Source organism: Nosocomiicoccus sp. HMSC09A07 (assembly GCF_001808485.1).
GTDB classification, from domain to species: domain Bacteria; phylum Bacillota; class Bacilli; order Staphylococcales; family Salinicoccaceae; genus Nosocomiicoccus; species Nosocomiicoccus ampullae_A.
The window spans coordinates 207,622-224,027 of the sequence record NZ_KV793627.1; the positions used below are offsets into that span (position 1 = coordinate 207,622).

The 16,406-nt window shown below is 34.0% G+C and carries 13 protein-coding genes, 1 pseudogene and 1 riboswitch; of the genes and pseudogenes, 4 read left to right on the forward strand and 10 right to left on the reverse strand.

Features of this window, described 5'->3' with window-relative positions; all coding sequences use genetic code 11:
* The 3 genes from HMPREF3177_RS01835 to pepF all read right to left on the reverse strand — a co-directional run.
* Window positions 1-538 (reverse strand): helix-turn-helix domain-containing protein (locus tag HMPREF3177_RS01835; protein ID WP_070456603.1); only part of this gene is annotated, 538 nt, incomplete at its 3' end.
* A gap of 99 nt (window positions 539-637) precedes the next feature.
* Window positions 638-1,396, reverse strand: a complete 759-nt coding sequence (locus HMPREF3177_RS01840; protein ID WP_070456606.1) for a MarR family winged helix-turn-helix transcriptional regulator — start codon at window positions 1,394-1,396, stop codon at window positions 638-640.
* Between the two features lie 92 nt (window positions 1,397-1,488).
* Window positions 1,489-3,276 (reverse strand): oligoendopeptidase F, encoded by a 1,788-nt coding sequence (pepF, locus tag HMPREF3177_RS01845; protein WP_070456609.1) that lies wholly within the window; start codon window positions 3,274-3,276, stop codon window positions 1,489-1,491.
* A 246-nt stretch (window positions 3,277-3,522) separates the two neighbouring features.
* On the opposite strand from pepF, the gene rarD reads away from it, so the two are divergent.
* Window positions 3,523-4,458, forward strand: a complete 936-nt coding sequence (gene rarD, locus HMPREF3177_RS01850) for an EamA family transporter RarD (RefSeq protein ID WP_070456613.1) — start codon at window positions 3,523-3,525, stop codon at window positions 4,456-4,458.
* Between the two features lie 408 nt (window positions 4,459-4,866).
* Here rarD and trpB read toward each other — a convergent pair whose 3' ends face one another.
* Window positions 4,867-6,045: a tryptophan synthase subunit beta gene (gene trpB / locus HMPREF3177_RS01855; protein WP_148128594.1), complete on the reverse strand. Its 1,179-nt coding sequence runs from the start codon at window positions 6,043-6,045 to the stop codon at window positions 4,867-4,869.
* A 502-nt stretch (window positions 6,046-6,547) separates the two neighbouring features.
* A riboswitch (TPP riboswitch) is annotated at window positions 6,548-6,643 on the forward strand.
* 73 nt (window positions 6,644-6,716) lie between these two features.
* On the opposite strand from trpB, the gene tenA reads away from it, so the two are divergent.
* Together tenA and thiW are read left to right on the forward strand one after the other, a co-directional pair.
* Entirely contained in the window at window positions 6,717-7,388 is a 672-nt protein-coding gene (tenA, locus tag HMPREF3177_RS01860) for a thiaminase II (protein ID WP_070456619.1), read from the forward strand.
* Window positions 7,389-7,901 carry an energy coupling factor transporter S component ThiW gene (gene thiW / locus HMPREF3177_RS01865; protein WP_070456622.1) on the forward strand — a complete coding sequence of 171 codons (513 nt, stop codon included), beginning with the start codon at window positions 7,389-7,391 and terminating at the stop codon, window positions 7,899-7,901.
* A gap of 54 nt (window positions 7,902-7,955) precedes the next feature.
* Here the strand turns inward: thiW and HMPREF3177_RS01870 are convergent, their stop codons facing one another.
* The 4 genes from HMPREF3177_RS01870 to HMPREF3177_RS01885 form a co-directional block, all read right to left on the reverse strand.
* Complete coding sequence (locus HMPREF3177_RS01870; RefSeq protein ID WP_070456625.1) at window positions 7,956-9,203, reverse strand: peptidoglycan bridge formation glycyltransferase FemA/FemB family protein; 1,248 nt, start codon at window positions 9,201-9,203, stop codon at window positions 7,956-7,958.
* A gap of 17 nt (window positions 9,204-9,220) precedes the next feature.
* Window positions 9,221-10,498 (reverse strand): peptidoglycan bridge formation glycyltransferase FemA/FemB family protein, encoded by a 1,278-nt coding sequence (locus tag HMPREF3177_RS01875; protein ID WP_070456628.1) that lies wholly within the window; start codon window positions 10,496-10,498, stop codon window positions 9,221-9,223.
* 16 nt (window positions 10,499-10,514) lie between these two features.
* The gene (locus tag HMPREF3177_RS01880) at window positions 10,515-11,753 is read right to left on the reverse strand and encodes an aminoacyltransferase (protein ID WP_070456631.1); all 1,239 of its coding nucleotides are present in this window, start codon (window positions 11,751-11,753) and stop codon (window positions 10,515-10,517) included.
* Window positions 11,754-11,887: 134 nt separating this feature from the next.
* Complete coding sequence (locus tag HMPREF3177_RS01885; protein WP_070456634.1) at window positions 11,888-13,150, reverse strand: Y-family DNA polymerase; 1,263 nt, start codon at window positions 13,148-13,150, stop codon at window positions 11,888-11,890.
* A gap of 140 nt (window positions 13,151-13,290) precedes the next feature.
* On the opposite strand from HMPREF3177_RS01885, the gene HMPREF3177_RS01890 reads away from it, so the two are divergent.
* Window positions 13,291-14,262 carry a DUF1002 domain-containing protein gene (locus HMPREF3177_RS01890; protein WP_070456637.1) on the forward strand — a complete coding sequence of 324 codons (972 nt, stop codon included), beginning with the start codon at window positions 13,291-13,293 and terminating at the stop codon, window positions 14,260-14,262.
* A gap of 36 nt (window positions 14,263-14,298) precedes the next feature.
* Here the strand turns inward: HMPREF3177_RS01890 and HMPREF3177_RS01895 are convergent, their stop codons facing one another.
* Together HMPREF3177_RS01895 and HMPREF3177_RS01900 are read right to left on the reverse strand one after the other, a co-directional pair.
* Window positions 14,299-15,507 (reverse strand): ABC transporter permease, encoded by a 1,209-nt coding sequence (locus tag HMPREF3177_RS01895; protein WP_070456640.1) that lies wholly within the window; start codon window positions 15,505-15,507, stop codon window positions 14,299-14,301.
* Window positions 15,500-16,398, reverse strand: a pseudogene (locus HMPREF3177_RS01900) (ABC transporter ATP-binding protein). Before HMPREF3177_RS01900 ends, HMPREF3177_RS01895 begins: the two are co-directional and overlap by 8 nt.
* Window positions 16,399-16,406: the final 8 nt, after the last annotated feature.

A 16,406-nucleotide genomic window follows, 5' to 3' on the forward strand; every position in this document is an offset into this window, starting at 1 on the left:
TTCGTTTTTTGTCTGTTGGATCTGTCGGTAAGGCGTTCAACTTTTTTAGAATGATATTTTCCAATTCTTTCATTCTAAGTTCTTCTCTTAAACGTTCTAGCTCTTCGCGTTCTGTTTCATTAAGTGGCTCACTCTTTGATACTTGTTTTTGCTTATTTTCATTCTTAGACATATGTTTTCTTGGTCTCCCTTGCTTACCCTCTAGAGCAGCCGGACCACCTGCTTGTAACTTGTGATTCCAGGTAGCGATTGTTGGATAATGCTTGATACCAAAGTATTCCGCTGTTTCTCTATAGGACAATTGATTTTCTTCTCTATATTTTAAAACAGTCAGTTTAAATTCACTAGTATATTGAGTATTGCCTAGAGATTTAGCGAGTCCTTGATGTCCATATGTCTTATATTGTCCCACCCATTTTTCAACAAGGGACTTGTTTATATTATATTTTTTACCTAAAAATCTGTATCCTCCTTCTCCATTTAGGTATTCATTAACTACTTTTACCTTAAATTCAAAGCTATGCTTTTTATACTTCATACAAAAACACCCCTAAAGTTGGATTTTAGTGTCCAACTTTAGGGGTGCAGCTCAGAATAAGCGCTCTTTTTGTTTACACCAATAATATTATGTTAACTTTTATAAGAATAAGTCATATCGAATATGATCATCTTGATTTTCTGTTTCAAAAAAGTCATGTTTTTCTAATACGCTCTCGTAATTAGCTTCTTTAGGCACATTGACATATAAGTGGTTCGCATAGTCATCATATGCATATGATATAACATTTTTTAAAATTGCATTTAACGCATCTTCCTTCAGTAAATTTTCAGAAAGTATCAATTCAGCCATCCATTCATCGTGTTTTTTATAGAGTAGGGTAGCACCATCACTCGTTTGCCACACTTTATCCTCTTTATCAAACGATTTTATATCATTATCTATTTTCTTCTTTTCTACTGACTCTACATTTAATGCTTCTTTGTTATAAATTTTAATGACTTTTAATAATGCATCATTAAATAATTCTTTTTCCTCTTCGGATAGATGTTTGAACGTTTCAGTAAATGACTGTTCTTGTTCTATTTCAATTTGTTTTCTCTTTACATCTCCATCTTTAGTTAGCTTTAAAACAAAACTTCGCTTATCGTGTTTTGACTGCAAACGATCGATTAACTGTTTATTAACAAGACTTTTGATTGTTCTACTTAAAAAGCCTCTATCTATATGAAGTGCTTTCTCGATTTGGCGTGCTGTGACTTGCTCATTTTGACCGACATAGTCAATTACATCTATTTCAGCTTTTGTTAAACCAATTTTAGTAGGGTTCTGACTGTGATTAAGGATCTCATAAAATTGTATAAATTCATAAATCGTCTCTTTTAATTTATTATCCATAACATCACCTAATATAATTGAGTAGGTCAATTATATTAAAATTAGTTGATGAAATCAAATACCCCTTTAGTTTGTCTAAAGGGGTAGTGTAATTATGATAATTTTTCTAATTCGTCGATGAGTTCACCGATATAATTAATTGTATTATCAAGTGGTTCACTTGTTGTAATATCAACACCTGCATGTTTTGCAAGTTCTACTGCATTTTTCTTACCACCGAGTTTTAATACTTCTAACCAGTCATCCACTGCTGGTTGTCCTTCGTTTAAAATTCGCTTAGATACTTCTGTTGAGATCGTAAGTCCTGCAGAATACGTGTATGGATATAATCCCATATAGTAGTGTGGTTGTCTCATCCATGTAAGTTCAGCACCTTCAGTGATTTCTACATCATCACCCCAGAATTCCTCTAGTACTTCACGTTTAATTCGATTTAAATCTGCAGCGGTTACTGTTTCGTAGTTATCGACCATTTTGTACACTTCACGCTGATATGCGGCTTCAAGTAAGTGTGTCACAAAGTTATGGTAATACGTTCTAGAAATAATAGAACTAATGACCCAGCGCTTAAATTTATCGTTATCACTTGTTTTTAATAAGTGATTTGCCATTAACATTTCGTTTAATGTTGATGGTGCTTCTATAAAGTATAGAGAAGGGCGTGTATCGAAAATATTGTTTTCTCTATTTGCATTATAGAAGTGCCCTGCGTGACCAAGTTCATGTGCAAGAACGAATACTTCTTCCATAAGTGACGTCCATGTAATTAAAATATACGGGTGTACACCATATGGGCTCGAACAAAATGCACCTGTTGATTTACCTTTATTCGATACAAAATCAATCCAGCGTTCATCGTATGAACGGTTGATCATGTTTATATAGTCTTCTCCCATAACGCTTAAGCCGTCGAGTATATATTTACGAGACTCATCAATTGTAATTTCTGGTTCTGAATCAGGATCAAGTGAAATTTTTAAGTCTTCAAATTTCATATGTTCGATATTGTTTTCTTTTTGTAAAAGTTTAGCATAGCGTCTCATATGTGGCGCAAGATCTTTCATAATCGTGTCAATTTGACGGTCATATAACTCACGTGGCACTTCTTGATCATGGAGTAGGTAGTCGATGACTGAATCGAATCCACGTAAGTCTGCTTCTGCTTTTTCTTTTTTCAAATGTAAATCATATGTCGCAGCCGTCGTATGCTCATACTTTCTTAGTACGTCGCTAAATTGTCTAAATGCTGTACGACGAACTTCTTCGTCACGGTGTGATTCTAATTCACCTTCAAATGATAAATAAGAAAGTGGGTACTCTTTACCGTCCACAGTAAACGAACCGAAGTCTAAATCGAGTAATTTCGTTTTTAAATACAGTTCGTATGGTCCACTAAATACATTACTAAAACTAGCAAGTGCTTTTTCAACTTTTGGATCGAGTTGATACGGTTTAAAACGTAGTAAGTGATCGATATAACCTGTATATTCTTCTTTATTCTCTTTTATTTGAGTTAAAAAGTCTTCTTCTTTACTTAGTAAATCACTCGTTAAAAATGATGTCTCTGTTGAAAATAGAGTAGACGTCGTACCGACAACGCTAGAAAGTTTTTGTGCTTCAGCATCGCTTTGGTCACTCGATAGTTTTAAACTCGAATATGTACTAACAACTACGAGTTGCTCTAGTAGTGAACGATACGCATCAATTGCATCGACTGCAGTGTCAACGTCATTTAAGTTGCCTTCAAACTTTGAATTAAATGCTTGAATTTCTTCTTTTAAAGCAACACATTTCTCTTTTGCTTCTTCGTCATTTTTACATAAATCCGTTAAGTTCCATGTGTAGTTCACATCTACTTCGCTTCTTAAAGGTAATGCCATATATTTTATCTTCCTTTCGGTTTTCGAATTATATTCTTATTATACATTGTATTTCTAAAAAATACAGAAAATTTAATCTTCTATCATATTGCTTATTCATATTGTTTATATTAAAATTAAGTTCATGCAATTGAACATATAAATATTATATAAATAAAGCGAAAAAGCTTTGCTATTTGTTGGCCCTTTATATACCTATATAAGGGGTTTTAAAGTGGACAAATTTAATAATGGATGGTGAAGTGAATGACTGAAAGACATGGCATTTTAACTGCGATTTTAGCATATACATTATGGGGGTTAACGCCTTTATATTGGGCATTATTAGAAGATATTCATCCAATTGAAGTCGTTTTAGTTCGAACGATTATGTCGTTTTTATTTATGATTTTAATCATACCAATTTTTAATCATACGTCTCAATTTAAGAAGGATTTAAAATATTTAAAAGAAAATAAAAGTAAGATTTTTACGGTAATACTCGCTGGTTTCGTTATCTCAATTAACTGGGGAATGTACGTATACGGAGTAAATTCTGGCCACGCAGTTGAAGTGAGTATCGGATTTTACTTAACACCGTTAATTACGATAATATTAGCATTTTTATTTTTAAGAGATCGTTATAAGTTAGTAGAGTGGGTAGCCATTGGAATTACAGTGATTGGCATTATGTATATGATCATAAAACTCGGTACTGTACCATATATTGCGTTTATTATCGGATTATCATTTGCATTTTACAGTTTAATTAAATCATCGTTAAGCATACATGCACTTAGCAGTATTACGCTAGAAACACTTGCGTTACTACCATTTGCAATTGCCGGCTTAATCTATATGCATGTGAATTACGGCTTAACAATAGGTATGAATACGTCAACGTACTGGTTACTGTTAGCAGGAGCTGTAACAAGTGTTCCGTTAGTATTATTCAGTGCAAGTGCAAAACAAGTGCCGTTATCATTAATGGCATTTTTACTCTATATCGATCCAACGCTAATATTTATTCTAGGTATATTTATATTTAAAGAACCTTTTAGTATGGACGAATTTATCGGGTTCATATTTATATGGATTGCGATGATACTGTACATTTACACGAAATACAATGAAGGTAAAATCGCACAACGTGCATATGATTCTGGTCAATATAAGCGTCGAAAAGAAGAACTATATGACTAACATGAGATATGTATCATATCATTTAAAAGATGAAGAGCTTCGGTGACACGAGGTTTTTCATCTTTTTATTGTATTATAGAACGATAAATGCTGATATTTGTGTTAATTTTACGCAAATTGAATTTGTGTAAACGACTGAGTTATTATGTGAACAATTAGATGATTTGCGTTAACGAAAAGATAACTGTGTTTACACAAAAGAGCATTATATAAAATTAAATAATTTATATGAACGATAAAGCAATTTGCATAAACGAATTTTCGATACGTTAACGTAAAAAGGATAGTGAGTACTTGTTCGTATCCTACAATACATATAACTTCCTATAATATATGTTATGTAAACTTTATATGTAAAAACAAATACGTATCCAAATATAGCTTATATAAGGATACGTATTGTCGTGTTCATTGATTTAAGTATTCCATGACTTGGTCCATATCTTTATCGCCGCGTCCGGATATTGTTACGACGAGTATTTCGTCTTGATTCATCGTTGGTGCTAGTTTTAATGCATGTGCGACGGCATGTGAGCTTTCTAAAGCAGGAATAATTCCTTCTGTTTTAGATAGTACTTGGAGTGCGTTTAATGCTTCTTCATCTGTTGCGTATTCGTATGAAACACGTCCAATGTCATGATAATAACAATGTTCAGGTCCAGCTCCTGGATAATCTAATCCAGCGGATATACTGTATGCATCATCATCAGTTAAATACATTTTAGTACCATGTAATATATTTACTTTTCCTTTATTTATGGCCATTGAGTGTTGATTCGTTTCAAATCCCTTACCAGCAGCTTCTACACCATATAATTTTACCGTTTCATCTAGGATAAATGGATGCATCGTACCAATTGCGTTTGATCCGCCACCGATACATGCAACAATCGCATTTGGTAGTCGGTTTTCTTTTTCTAATATTTGAGTTTTAATTTCACGACCGATAACGCTTTGGAAGTCTCTGACAATTGTTGGGAATGGATCTGGACCTAATGCACTTCCGAGTAAGTAATGTGTGTCATCGACGTTTTTTACGTAATATTCAAGTGCAGCGTCTACTGCTTCAGTTAACGTACGATTCCCCTCTTCAACAGCGACAACTTTTGCACCAAGAAGTTCCATTCTAAAGACGTTTAATCGTTGTCTACGCATATCTTCAGCACCCATAAAGATTACGATTTCCATATCGAACATCGCTGCGACAGTTGCACTTGCAACTCCGTGTTGTCCAGCACCTGTTTCAGCAACGAGTCGTTTTTTACCCATTCGTTGTGCAATTAACGCTTGCCCAATCGCATTGTTAATTTTATGAGCACCTGTATGGTTTAAGTCTTCACGCTTTAAATAAATTTTAGCGCCGCCAAGTGTTCTCGTTAGATTTTCTGCGTATGTCAGTGGTGTTTCACGACCTGAATATTCTTTTAAATAATAATTAAATTCCTCTTGGAATGATTCATCATGTTTTAATTCGTTGTACACTTCTTTTAATTCTGTCATAGCTGATTTTAATTCTTCAGGTACAAATGCACCGCCATATTCTCCAAAAAATCCGTTGTGATCTGCTTCAGTTTGAATTTTATTTATAGTATTTATATTCATTATTATAGTCTCCTTATATTTTAATATTATTTAGATTTATCACGATGACGCCATCGTTTAAATTCAAACTTACAATAATTATTTAATAACACTGTCATCACTCTCCTTAAAAAAAACGCGCACTTTGAATCCTAAAAAAGGACGCAAAATGCGCAGTGCCACCTATATTAACAGTAAATACTGTTCACTCATTCAATCAAAAAAGCACCACGTAATAATATTCGTAAGGACGATATTATTTCGCGGTGCCACCTTAATTGCTTCTCTTATCAATATTTAGTTAAACATTATTCGCCCAATTCAAAATAGCATTGTACATGTTCGCATCTACCACATGTTTTCTGACTGCTACAACAACTACTTTTACTTTTACGAATAAGTAGTTATTATATTAAACGCTCTATTTTAAATTGTCAACATTTTTTCATCTTTTTATATTTATAAGACAAAATGTAAAAAGTATAGTATACTTCGGTTGTAATCAAATATTAAGCACATGGGGAGCTTCGGCTGAGAAAGGTAAGACCTGACCCACAACCTGATCTAGGTAATGCTAGCGTAGGTGTTGTGTATATGCATGTTTATTTTACATGTATTTATTTCACAAGCCTCCTCTAATGGAGCTTTTTTTGTGCAAATAAAAGGAGAATTATTTTATGAAGTTTAGTGAGAAAGCTCGCGAATTATCAAAGAAATTCTGGGATGGTAGCCACACGCACCCGTTTGTAAAAGGTTTAGCTGACGGTACGTTAAGCGATGAATCATTTAGATATTATCTAATACAAGATGGCTATTACTTAATCCACTTCTCTCGCCTATTTGGTGAAATTGCAGACCGCGCAGAAGATAAAGAAATTAAAGATATTATGACGCGTAACAGAGAAGATTTAGAAGCAGGAGAAATCGCAGTTCGTGAAGATTTCTTTAAAGACCAAAATATCTCAGATGAGGAATTCGATAGCACAGAAGTTGCACCGACAGCTGATCACTACATCGCTCATATGTATAGACAAATTGTAGAGTCTGAAGACTACATTGGCGTTGCGGTTGCGGGGATGTTACCTTGCCCTTGGTTATACCAAGATATCGGTGCTGAATTAGTGAAACATAAGTCTCCAGTACCGATCTACCAAAGCTGGATCGATACGTACGTGACTGACGAGTTTAACAACTTAACTGAAAGACATATCGAGCTTTGCGACAAATTATACGATAAAGCAACTGAAGACCAAAAAGAAAGAATGTTAAACGCATTTTACATGAGTGTTAGATTCGAGTACTTATTCTTCGATATGTCATATAAACAAGAAGAATGGGTGCAAATTTAATTGTCGACAAAGAAACTTACAATCATTTCAATATGTATAGCATTAAACACTGTCTTATCTTCAGTGATTAGAATCGAAGGTATGGCACCTATGTCAACAGTATTTAACATTATATTTGCCACATTTGGCACATTTTATGTCACTCTAATCGCCCTCGTCACAGCAATATTAAGAATGTTTATCTTTAACATTCCACCACTTGCTATAACAGGCGCTCTGTTTGGTGCGATTTTAGCCGGATTATGTTACAAATTCACAAAATCCATATTTGGAGCATGGTTCGGGGAATTCGTTGGAACAGGAATCATCGGTTCACTTGTATCCGTACCTATTATGCAATTCTTTATGGACCTAGACTCAAATGCAGTTTGGTTCTTATATACACCGCGATTCGTCGGTGCGACAATCATTGGTGGAATTATCGCAGTACTGATCTACTCTAGACTTAAACACTCAAGAGTATTTAAGGACATACAACAGTTATTCGATAAAGAATCAACCACATCAAAATAAATATAAAAGAGAAGCACATCAGATTATTATTAACATCTGTGCTTCTCTTTTTCATTATTTTCTAACTTTATCGATTAATTTTTGAGCATTTAAAACGATCGGTTTAAATACTTTTGTAAATGTGCCAGGTAGTTCTTCGATATAAGCATTGTAACCTTGTTTAAACTTAAATACACCGTAATCACTTGCGCCTTCATGGAAATTTCCTGTGATTCCGAACATATTAAAGCGCTCAAGTCCGAGTTCTTTTGCTTTTTTGATCATTTCCCACGTCACAAAGTTCGTGCCTAGATACTGTGAGTGCTCTGGATAACTACCACTATATAGATATACCATCTCATTATTATTGTAGTAATACATACCGACAGATAAATCGATTAAACCACCATATTTATCACGATGTGTGATTGCTTCATTCAATCGTTTTTCTCTACTTTTCACTAGGTTTTTCTTTTCATTTAAGCGGCGTTTTTCACCATTTGATTTATTCTCTTTATTTTCTAATGCTTCAATCTCTTGAGATAATTCATCAAACTCTTTCTCTAGAGACTCTATATATTCGTTTAAATCAATTTGAGACATGACGATAAATGATTTATCTTTTAAATTTCTCAACTGTGCTTTTATACGATGTTCTGGGATTGGATCGAATTGTAATCGTTCTTCAGTATCTTTATAGATTTCAATGAATCTATCATACTCTGATTCATCTAAATATTTTAGTTTCAGAGGGAGTTTCTCACACTGTCTCGTATTATATCGTGTAGACGAGTTCATATTTTTTAAAATATCTTTTAAACTACCGCTTATATCTACTACAGATTGGAATCGTATATTTTCTTCAAAGATCATTTGCCTTGTAAACCCGTGATGTTTAAATCCATTTCTTTCAAAAAGATGAATGACTTCATGATTATTTCGCTCATCGTTTTCTATGACATTTCCTTCAGAATCTCTCACTTGATATATCATATAAGGTGAAAATGTTAGACTTGCTGCGCCTTTTTCTTTTGCAAATGAACTGATTTCTTGAATAAAATATTCTAGCTTATCGTTAGTATAATCGAGAATTAAAGGTCCAGAATGTGTAGTCATCGCTTTAAAGAATCTGACAAGCGGATATTCACTCAGCATTGATACCCCAATTACATTATCCATGTCATCTATTAAACCTAATAGGTAGACGGTTGCGTTATTTTTCATGTAGTCATAATATAGTTCATCGTGCATAAAATGATACATATCTTTATATGTTTTCATAAACGTATAAAATTGTTGTTCTGAAATCTCTTCAACTTTCATTTACAATGCATCCTTTACTATCTTTTTCCGAGCTTTTGTTTTAACTTTGCTTTAACCTTGTTTACATTATTTGCAAGTGGATGAATGACTTTCACAAAATCTCCGACTAATTCTTCGATTTGAGCATTAAATCCTCTCTTAAAGCGATATACTCCGTAGTCTTCACCGTCTTCGCTAAAGTCCCCAGATACGCCGTAGAAATTATAACGTGCAATTCCGTGATCCATCGCATACTTCATCATCTCTAAGTGCATCATGTATGGACCAACAAACATGTTAAATTCCTCGCTTGAAGCACCTGCGTTATATACGAGTTCGTAAGGTGTTACAAAGTATACCCCACTACCGAGATTTAATACGTTGCCGTATTTTTCTCTAAACTCTTTCGCTTTTTCAAGGTCATTTAAATGTCCTTCGATATTTCTCTCTAATTCGTTAATTCTATTTAACGTCTTTTGATTTTGATTTTCTTTTTTCTCTTGCTTTTCTTTTTGTTTTTGAAGTTTGTTGACTTCTTTTTCTGTTTGTTCGATAAAAGGATCGAGCTCGATATATGCTAAAGGTACGAGTACTTTGTCTTTGTAAGTTTCTTTGAATTGTTTAAAGTAAGTTCTAGGATCTTCGTTGACAAAAAAGTCTTGGCGCTCTGCAGTATCGAGATACATATCGACAAAAATGTCCATCTCATCTACTTCTAAAAAGCGAACCTTTACCCCGTAACGCTTGGCTTTACGCATATTTCTTCTGCGTAAGTTATCAAACGACTTTACAAGCTCATCTTCATTTTTAAATTGACTCACGTCTAACACACTCATCCAACGTGCTTGTGATGTATTAGAATAGCCTCGTGTAAATCCTTGGTGAACATACCCCATACTCTCTAATAGTTGAATGACTTCGTCACGGTTTTCATAATCATCATAAGGTTTTACATCTTTATCGTATTTTTTATAAATCCAGTTTGGATCCACTTTAACGAGTGATGCATCGTTTTGCTTTAAGTACTCAGTTAAGCCAGCAAAGTAAGCACGAACGATATTTAAATTATCGTAATCTAAGACAGGTCCTCTATTTGAATAGTAAAAGTATTTGCTTAATACACTCGGTTCTTTTGTAAATAGTCCTGCTGCAATGACTTTGTCCTCTTTGTCTTTAAGACCGAGCAGTTCTACTTCCCATCGTCCATCGACTAAACGATTTGCTTTATTTTCAATCATTTGGAAAAAGGCACTTTCACGCCCATCGTTTTCAATGAAATTTTTATATTCTTCATCAGTTAATTGTACAAACTTCATACTTTTCTCTCTTTCCTTATCTTTTTAACAGGTGATATAACTTATCTAATGTTTTATTGATTGGCTTTACAAAATCTCCAATATATTCATTGACCGTTGCATTAAACCCTTTTTTAAATTGAATAACACCATAGTCTTCAGCATCTTCTGTAAACTTCCCACTAATTCCGTAGAAATTATATATATCTATGCCATGTTCTATAGCGTATTTAATCATTTCCCATTGGATACTATAGCTTCCTGCAAAATGTCTAAATTCATTTGCAGTACCTCCAGCTAAATATGCAACTTCATGTGGTGTATTGATATAATAACTCGCTGCAACCGGCAACTCTTCACCGTGAGTTTCACGAAGTTTTAGACCTTCCTCTAATTTCTTTTCAATGTTAGCAAGTTGTTCTTTAAAGTTCTTTACTTTGTTTTGTGCTTTCTTATTATCTGGATGACGTTCTAACTGTTTTTCTGCTTTGTTTAAATCTCTTTGCATTTTTTGGACGTCAGACTGTAACGTATCCACATACTCGTTTAAATCAACATATGCGAGTGGAATCATAACGTTGTCACCGAAATATTGTTTACGTGACTTGTAAAACTTCGGTCCACGGTCAAAGAATTCTTTCATCTCACTTGTATCTTCCATAAAGTCAGTAAATATATCGATGTCATCTAAATCGAGATATTTAACTTTAATTCCATCTTTTTCAGCTTTTTTAATATTACGTTTACGTAGTTGATCAAAGTCATTAAATATTTCTTTTTCAGTCTTATCTTTTAAATCTAATGTTGAATGCCATCTAATTTGAGTGTCTGGGCTAAAGCCAACTGTAAATCCGTCATGGTCATACCCGAGATTTTTAAACGTATCAAATAATTGATGACTATCTTTTTCTTCTAGAATATTTCCGTCGTGATCACGTACATTTAGTACGACATATGGATCTACACGAAGATACACGACTTTTTTATTTTTTAAAAATGATTCTAGACCTCTAAAAAATGCTTTAACGATTTTTTCGTCACTGTAATCTAACACTGGACCACGGTTCGTATAAGCAAAGTTAAAGAATTTCATTACACGACCGAGCGTAACTAAACACGCTGCTTTTACTTCACCATCATGTTTTAAACCGACGAGATAACTTTCTGCACCCTCATCGACTTTTAAGCGGTAATTATCTAACGTCTGTGTAAAATGACTAAAGTTTTCTTTCGTATATTGTCCAAATTCTTCTTGTGTAAGTTCTACAAACTCCATTCGTTTCAATCCTTTATCGTATACTCGTTTCATCGCTTAAAGTATAGCATTTTTTTACTATAGTATTCTATTCATACCATTTTCTGCATAACTTAATATCAATCTATCATTATAGCATAATTTATATAGCTTTTTTAGCGTTTATGACCCGCAATTAACCCTTCTCTTAGTTTTAACGTCGAGGCTTCTGTCATACTTAACGCACGCATCACACTAAGTGTTCCGTATTTCACTTTTAATTCGTCGATTGTCTTTAACAGTTGATCTCGTTTATACTCTTTTTCATTATCTTTAAATAAATTACCTTGTATATAATCATTACGAATTAAATTCGTTAAGCTAACACTAATCGTACGATACAGTGCGTCTGTATCAGCAATTTTTGTCAGTCGCATCCAAATACCAAACATCACTTCGTTTTCGTCATGTGTCCCTTCATCAATTGTAAATTGTTTCCCGTACGATTTCCCGAATTTTGTCGACACTTGAAAATGTATCGTTCGTGCGCGCTTATTCATTAAACGAAGTCGATGGATGACCTCATCCACGTGCTCGAGTAAGACGACATATAATTCGTGAAATTGATAATCTCTCATTAGTATTTGACTTTTTGCGATTGTCGGGCTTTTCGCATTGTATTTTTCACTTAATTTACTAAAATCAATACCGTTTGCGTGCATATGCCAGTCGATTCCAATCACGCCAAAATCTCTTTTTAAATATTCTACCGGATAAAGTGCTAAGTCTTTAACAGTAAATATACCCCGCTGATTCAATTTCTTTTCTGAACGTTTATTAATACCAAAAAAATCTCTTAACGGTGTAATCGGCCACAGTTTTGCAGGAATGTCATGATAGCGCCACTCTGTAATACCGCTCGGCATTTTCTTTGCTTCAATATCTAAAGATACTTTACTTAACAACACGTTATCTCCAATCCCAATCGCACAGTCAATTTTCGTTTCTCTATAAATATGTGCTTTTAACATTTCAGCTAACGCATACGGTGTTTCAGCAAATAAATGATAACTATCTGTCACATCCATAAAAAATTCGTCAATCGAATATTGATGAAAATCTTCAGGTGCAACGTATTGTAAAGCAATTTCTGTAATACGCTTTGAATACGTTAAATAGGTTTTCATCGAAGGATTAATAACTTTAATATGTTCGCCTTTTGGTATTTCAAAATGTCTCGATCCTGTTTTAATACCGAGTTCTTTCATTTTTGGTGTTGCTGCTAATACGACAGACCCCATCGAATCAACATCACCAACGACTGCGAGGTACGTCGTATTCGGATCCCATCCATTCATAATACAAGATACACTCGCAAAGAAACTTTTCTGATCGATACAAAATATATCTCTCTTTGGACATAAATGATAATTGTACATACGCTACCTCCTATTACGAACATATGTTCTATATTAGAATAACATATTTTTACGAAGCGTAAATACCTTATCTTTTGTATAACGACAATGAATATAGTATCCTTAAAACAAATTTAGAAGTAAGAGAGGTATGTTTATATATGAAAAAGTGGATAGCAGTAATCGCATCGCTTTTATTAACGATTACACTCGCAACACCAGCTCTCGCTGCAAGCGCATGGAAAGAAAGCGTCACAATTTATGGTGCTGGTCTTAAAGATTCACCTCAACAAGAGCAAATAGCAAAATTATTAGGAACTAAAGATGATGACATCGTCGATTACGTATATGGTAACGACACTGAAAAATATATTAACTATCGATATGACGACAGTATTTTATTCTCTAGTATTCGCATTATGGAGAAGAACTCTGGCGGACTAAAAATTGATATCGACGAAACGTACGGTAAAATCACTCAAATTGGTCCACAAACTTATCAAAACGCATTGATTACAGCAGGTGTGACTAATGCAGATGTCGTAATCGCTGCACCACACGACGTTACAGGAGAATCAGCGTTAACAGGAATTTATAAAGCGTATGAAGTCCAAGGAGATAGTTTAAATCCTGAATATACGAAAAACGCTCAAGATGAATTAAACACAATCTCAGACATCACGTCTGAAAACGAAGGTAAAGACGGCTTTAGTGAAGCACAATTAAACAAAGCAATTACCGAAATCAAAATTACGATTATTAACCAAATTAACAACGGTGCAAACCTCACAGAAGACGACATCCGTCAAATTGTCGATGAAAAAATTAAAGACAACGGACTCGATGGCATCGTGACTGAAGAACAAAAAACTCAAATCATTAACATTATTATCCAAATTAAAAACTCAGGATTTTTCAATGAAGAATCTGCAACAAAAATCTTAGAAAGTTCTAAAAACTTACTTAACCAAATTAAAGATAGTGATGCTTTTAAAGACGCAAAAGATAAAGCGAAAAACTTAGGTAACGATATTAAAGACTTCGCTGAAAGTGAAGAAGGACAAGGGCTCATCGAGTCTATTAAATCATTCTTTAGATCACTATTTGAATCCATTAAAAACTTATTTAACTAAGTAAAATGCCGATGGGATATCCCATCGGCATTTATTTTACATATTTTTCAATTTTTTAATCGATTTTAACATATTAGAATCATTCATTAACACGTTTCGCTTGTACACTGTCGTCGTTAAGAACAGCAATAATATGATTGAAATAGCGAGAATTGCGATACCGATATATATTACACTCATCGGTGTATCTAAGTTAAGAAGTCGTACTGGCATTGTATACGGTGTAAAGAATGGGACATAACTACTTATCTTGAGTAAAGTTCCATCACTATTCATGATGTTAAATAGACCGATATAAAATCCACCGATTGAAATAAATGATAATGGCATGAGTCCTTGCTGTAAGTCTTCCATACGCGATATAAACGATCCAAGTAATGCTGCAAATATTAAATATAGTAATAATCCGAGCACTAAAAATACAACAGAGTAAACAATAATTGGTACAGTGTGTTCATTTGAAACTAATTCAAATTCTGATAACGTCTCTTGTAAAGAAGACGTTTTAAATGCAATTAGCCCTAGACCAATTACAATCAATATCTGTGTGAAAGATACGAGTATAATCGCACTTACTTTCGCTAATACGTGCTGCGTTGGAGATATACTTGATACGATCATTTCAATGACTCGTGATGATTTTTCTTGAGCAATTTCCGTTGCGATTTGACTCGCATATCCAATGATGATAAAGAACATAAGCATAATGACTGCATAAATAATAACTAAATTCAGTAAGTTCTCACTTTCGAAAAATCCGCCTTCTTCTACTTCCTCTTCACCGTCAGAGTCACTACTTTTGACAGTTAAATCTACACGTGAATCAAGTAACGCTAAATCCTCTTCAGAGATATCAATCGCATTTGTCACGTAGATTTTATTTAACTCATCAAGAGCAAACTCTATCGCTTGACGGTTATCGTTAGATAATTCGCCGTCAGAAGTTAGCGTTGCTTTGATTGGTAGCTCTTCAGAATCGATTTGTAATACGTTTTTAGCATCTGGCTCTATTAGAATCGTATCGTCGAACGACGTAATAACATCCGTAACGACTTTTTTATCTTCTTCTGTCGCTTCTATCGTTATTACTGTTTTTTCATCTTCACTATCAAATAGATTTAAAATTTTGTCGAAGTTCATACCTGCAAATACGAACAGAACGAGTAATAGCGTCGTAATTATAAACGATTTCGCTTTAATTTTTTGTATATACGTCGACAATAACGTCGCTAAAAATTTATTCATCGTGCTCACCCACTTTACTTATAAATATTTCGTTTAACGTCGGATCTTTTACGCTAAACTCACTAAAATAACCAAGTGGTGTTACGCGATCGTAAATCGGTTGAGCAAATGTTTCATCTTCAATTTTTAGTATCACTAAATCCTTCTTCTTATTGTAAGATAAAACACCTGGATGATCTTTTAAGAACGATACGTCATGCGTTCCACGAATGAATATCGTTTTTTGCTTAAAGTCATCTTTAATAGATTTAATAGAGCCTTCTGCGACTTGTTTCCCACGTTTTAAAATACAAATTGATTCACATAACTCTTCAACGTGTTCCATACGATGTGTACTAAAAATAATCGTCGCACCATTTTTGTTTAACTCTTTGACCGCTTCTTTTAATAATTCTACGTTAACCGGGTCTAATCCAGAAAACGGCTCGTCGAGTATGAGTAACTTTGGATTATGGATAATACTCGCAATGAGTTGAATTTTTTGCTGGTTCCCTTTAGATAACGCTCCGATTTTTTTCTTCATGTTTTCAGATACTTTAAAGCGCTCTAGCCAATATTCTAATTGCTTTTTAGCGTCTTGTTTAGACATGTTTTTAAGTTGCGCCAGATAAAGCACTTGCTCTTCAACAGTTAGTTTTGGATGTAATCCACGCTCTTCAGGCAAATATCCAATGTAGTCTGTAAAGTTGTAATCGATTTTTTATCGTTAAACGTTACAGAACCACTCGTTGGTTTTAATATGTTTAAGATCATACGAAACGTCGTCGTCTTACCTGCACCGTTTCCACCAAGTAAACCATACATATCCCCTTCTTGGACAGTAAAGTTTAAATCGTCAACAGCTGTAAAATCGCCGAACTGTTTTGATAAATGATTAATATTTAATCCCATAAGTGCCT

Excerpts from the sequence above, each read along its gene's own strand:
- HMPREF3177_RS01840 (WP_070456606.1), bottom strand. The coding sequence starts at position 1,396 with ATGGATAATAAATTAAAAGAGACGATTTATGAATTTATACAATTTTAT.
- HMPREF3177_RS01880 (WP_070456631.1), bottom strand. The coding sequence starts at position 11,753 with ATGGAGTTTGTAGAACTTACACAAGAAGAATTTGGACAATATACGAAA.
- HMPREF3177_RS01875 (WP_070456628.1), bottom strand. The coding sequence starts at position 10,498 with ATGAAGTTTGTACAATTAACTGATGAAGAATATAAAAATTTCATTGAA.
- rarD (WP_070456613.1), top strand. The coding sequence starts at position 3,523 with ATGACTGAAAGACATGGCATTTTAACTGCGATTTTAGCATATACATTA.
- tenA (WP_070456619.1), top strand. The coding sequence starts at position 6,717 with ATGAAGTTTAGTGAGAAAGCTCGCGAATTATCAAAGAAATTCTGGGAT.
- pepF (WP_070456609.1), bottom strand. The coding sequence starts at position 3,276 with ATGGCATTACCTTTAAGAAGCGAAGTAGATGTGAACTACACATGGAAC.
- HMPREF3177_RS01895 (WP_070456640.1), bottom strand. The coding sequence starts at position 15,507 with ATGAATAAATTTTTAGCGACGTTATTGTCGACGTATATACAAAAAATT.
- HMPREF3177_RS01885 (WP_070456634.1), bottom strand. The coding sequence starts at position 13,150 with ATGTACAATTATCATTTATGTCCAAAGAGAGATATATTTTGTATCGAT.
- HMPREF3177_RS01890 (WP_070456637.1), top strand. The coding sequence starts at position 13,291 with ATGAAAAAGTGGATAGCAGTAATCGCATCGCTTTTATTAACGATTACA.
- HMPREF3177_RS01870 (WP_070456625.1), bottom strand. The coding sequence starts at position 9,203 with ATGAAAGTTGAAGAGATTTCAGAACAACAATTTTATACGTTTATGAAA.